Genomic DNA, 2,773 nt, shown 5'->3' with positions numbered 1-2,773 from the left:
GCCCAAGCGTTCGGATACACCGGCGCCCCGCTGACCGTCGTCGTCGATGGCGAAGGCACCGTCCGCGCTCGTGCTGAAGCCGAGACCGGCGACGAGCTGTTCGCCCTCGCGAGCCCTGTGCTGGCCGAGGCCGACATCGCGGCGACCGTCGAGTGGGAAGGCGCCGGGACGGTCGACAGCTTGCTCGACGCCGGTGGGTTGGTCATCGCGACAGGCGACGCCCGCTCTGATGCGGCGATGCACATCGCGGCCGACACGCTCACCGCCCTCGACCTCCCGGCCGACTTGGGCACGCCGCTGGCGTTCGCGGGACCGGACGCGATGGAGGCGGCCTCGAGGGCGACGGGTTGGGGCTACGCCGCCGTGTTTGTGGCCGAGGCCGACGGCGAGTTGACCGCCATCGAGCGCACGTCGGAACCCTACGAACCGCGCACAGGAGGCGTCAGGGGCTAGCCCCGTCTGAGGCTTTCCTGAGGACGGGCCATATCGCAGGTCGTCCTCGTGACCTCGACGGCTGAGTTCGCGACGTTACGGCTCCCCCACCACGGAGCCCTATGTCGATGCCCATTCAGATCCTCGGACTGTACGAAGACGCCATTCTCACGTCCCAAGCCGGCGACGCCATCACGTCGATCGTCGTCCGCTTGTCGGCCACCCCGGACGAGGACTGGCGCGAGGCGTTCAACCACGAGTGGGCACTGACCAGCTACCCCCGAAAGCGGAACGCCCGGGTCGGCCAACTCCGAGCGGAGGGGACCGGCGAGATCCGCCGCGGGCTCGTCTTGTTCGCGACGCCGCAGGACTACGTCGACAAGCACAAGCGCCACCTCGAGGACGCGGTCGCACGAGCCAACGACCGGCTAAGCCAACGTGTAAAGCTCCGCGACGGTACGATTGCAGAGGCGGCCCGCATGATCCGCCAGATCAACCAGGACCACTACGGCGACGATTCATCCGGCTTGCGCTTGGCGGTCTGACCGTTCGTCCTCGAGGGCGGCGGCGCGGCGTCGTGCCGGAGGCGGGATTTGAACCCGCACGGGGCGTGAGCCCCGGCAGATTTTAAGTCTGCTGTGTCTACCCTTTCACCACTCCGGCAGGCCCTCGAGGGCGGGCGTAAGCTACGAGCCCCACGACCGCGGCCCATGCTCGACACCCTCCGCGCGCGAGCGCACGACGCAGCAGCGCGGTCCCACGTCCCGTACTCCCAGCGGCCCGCCGGAGCCGCCGTCTTGCTCGCCGACGGGCGCATCCTCCAAGCGCCCCGCCTCGAGAACGCGTCGTTCCCCCTGACGATCACCGCGATCCAGGGAGCCGTCGCCCTGGCGCTCCACTCCGGTGGCGAGCCCGTTGCCGTCGCGCTGCACCGCGACCTCGAGGACGCCGACGCGGCAATCGTGCATCAATCGTTCCCCGGCGACTGGGTCGCTGACGGCTCGATCCTGACGCGTGGCTCCCTCCCCCACGCCGACCTCGAAAACGAGCCCGACCTCGAGGCCCCGTCCGACCTCGAGGCCGCGACTGCGCTCGCCCTCGAGGCTGCCGACCACGCCGTCGTTCCAGCTTCGGGCTTCCACGTCGGAGCGCTCGTCGAGGACGAATCGGGCCGTTGCGTGATGGGCGCCAACGTCGAGGTCGAGGCCGACTGGACGCGGGGCCTCTGCGCCGAACGCGTCGCCTTGGTGCGAGCGGCGGCGCTCGGGTTCGGGACGATCCGGCGCGTGACGGTCGCGTGCGTCCCCTCCCCAGGTGGATCTCCGTGCGGAGGGTGCCGGCAGGTGCTGGCCGAGTTGGCTCCCGAGTGCGAGGTCGTGAACTGGCGCGGTGACCGAGCCCCCGAGGTCACGACGCCCCACGCCCTTTTGCCCGGCGTGTTCACCGCGGAGTTCCTGCGCGGCTAGCGCAATCCCGATCTTGGGGAGCCGTTCCGCCCGCCGCCGTCGCCCCCACCGTTGGACCTCTCGCTCGCCGTCTCCCCCGTCGTTTTGGCTGTCAGCGCCGTGGCCGCCGGAGCCTTGGCCTGGTGGAGCTACGGCCGCAGCACGCCGACGGTCTCGGGCGGGCGCCGAGTCGCGCTCGCCGCGCTGCGCTTCGGCGCCTTCTTCCTGGTTCTGCTGTTGCTCCTCGATCCCGTCTGGCGGAGCGTTACACGGACCGGAGAACCGCCGCTCTTGGCCGTCTTGGTCGACGACTCCGAGTCGCTCCGTCTCGGGACCGGCGGCGCCACGCCCGCCCAACAGATCCGGGCCGCCCTCGAGGACGTGCCCGACGAGGCGGCCCTCCGGTTCTACCGCTTCTCGTCCGAGGCGAGCCCCGAAGGCACCGTCCTCGAAGGTGACAGCCTGACGTTTCAGGGCGAGCGGACGGACATCACCGAGGCCTTGGCCCGCGTCGAGGCCGACTTTGCCGGGCGCAACTTGCGCGGCGTCGTGCTGGTCTCGGACGGGCGCGTGACCGACGGCCGCAACCCAACCGGCATCGCCGAGCGGTTTCCCGTGCCTGTCTGGACGGCCGTCGCCGGAGACAGCGTCTCGAGCCGTGACGTACGGCTTCAACGCGTCGCGACGAACGACGTCGCGTCGGTCGGGAGCCCGCTTCCGATCCAGGCTGGCGTCCGAGCGACGGGCTACGACGGGCAGAGCATCCCCGTCACGGTCTCGACCGGAGGCCGCGTCGTCGCCCGGACCATCGTCGAGTCCCCCGCCGACGGCGCCGAGGCGATCGCCGACCTCGAGGTCACGCCCCGCTCGCCGGGTCTGGCGCGCTACACCATCAC

At 70.9% G+C, this 2,773-nt stretch carries 3 protein-coding genes, 1 tRNA gene and 2 pseudogenes; 5 read left to right on the top strand and 1 reads right to left on the bottom strand.

What is annotated here, in order from left to right:
- Both WBA11_RS10535 and WBA11_RS10530 read left to right on the top strand, forming a co-directional pair.
- Positions 1-453 (top strand): hypothetical protein (locus tag WBA11_RS10535; RefSeq protein ID WP_424520647.1); only part of this gene is annotated, 453 nt, incomplete at its 5' end.
- 107 nt (positions 454-560) lie between these two features.
- Positions 561-977, top strand: coding sequence for a hypothetical protein (locus tag WBA11_RS10530; RefSeq protein ID WP_424520646.1), 417 nt, complete (start codon positions 561-563; stop codon positions 975-977).
- A gap of 33 nt (positions 978-1,010) precedes the next feature.
- Here the strand turns inward: WBA11_RS10530 and WBA11_RS10525 are convergent.
- Positions 1,011-1,095 (bottom strand) — tRNA-Leu (locus WBA11_RS10525).
- Here WBA11_RS10525 and WBA11_RS10520 point away from each other — a divergent pair.
- From WBA11_RS10520 to WBA11_RS10510, 3 genes and pseudogenes are all read left to right on the top strand, one after another.
- Positions 1,068-1,376: pseudogene (locus WBA11_RS10520) on the top strand (hypothetical protein); the annotation flags it as partial. The gene WBA11_RS10525 and the pseudogene WBA11_RS10520 overlap by 28 nt on opposite strands.
- Positions 1,377-1,394: 18 nt before the next feature.
- Positions 1,395-1,898 carry a cytidine deaminase gene (locus WBA11_RS10515; protein ID WP_424520648.1) on the top strand — a complete coding sequence of 168 codons (504 nt, stop codon included), beginning with the start codon at positions 1,395-1,397 and terminating at the stop codon, positions 1,896-1,898.
- Positions 1,899-1,949: 51 nt separating this feature from the next.
- Positions 1,950-2,773 (top strand): annotated as a pseudogene (locus WBA11_RS10510) (hypothetical protein); the annotation flags it as partial.

Source organism: Rubrivirga sp. (assembly GCF_049648075.1).
In the GTDB taxonomy this organism is placed as follows: Bacteria; Bacteroidota; Rhodothermia; order Rhodothermales; family Rubricoccaceae; genus Rubrivirga.
This window is presented reverse-complemented; position numbering and strand designations above follow the sequence as displayed.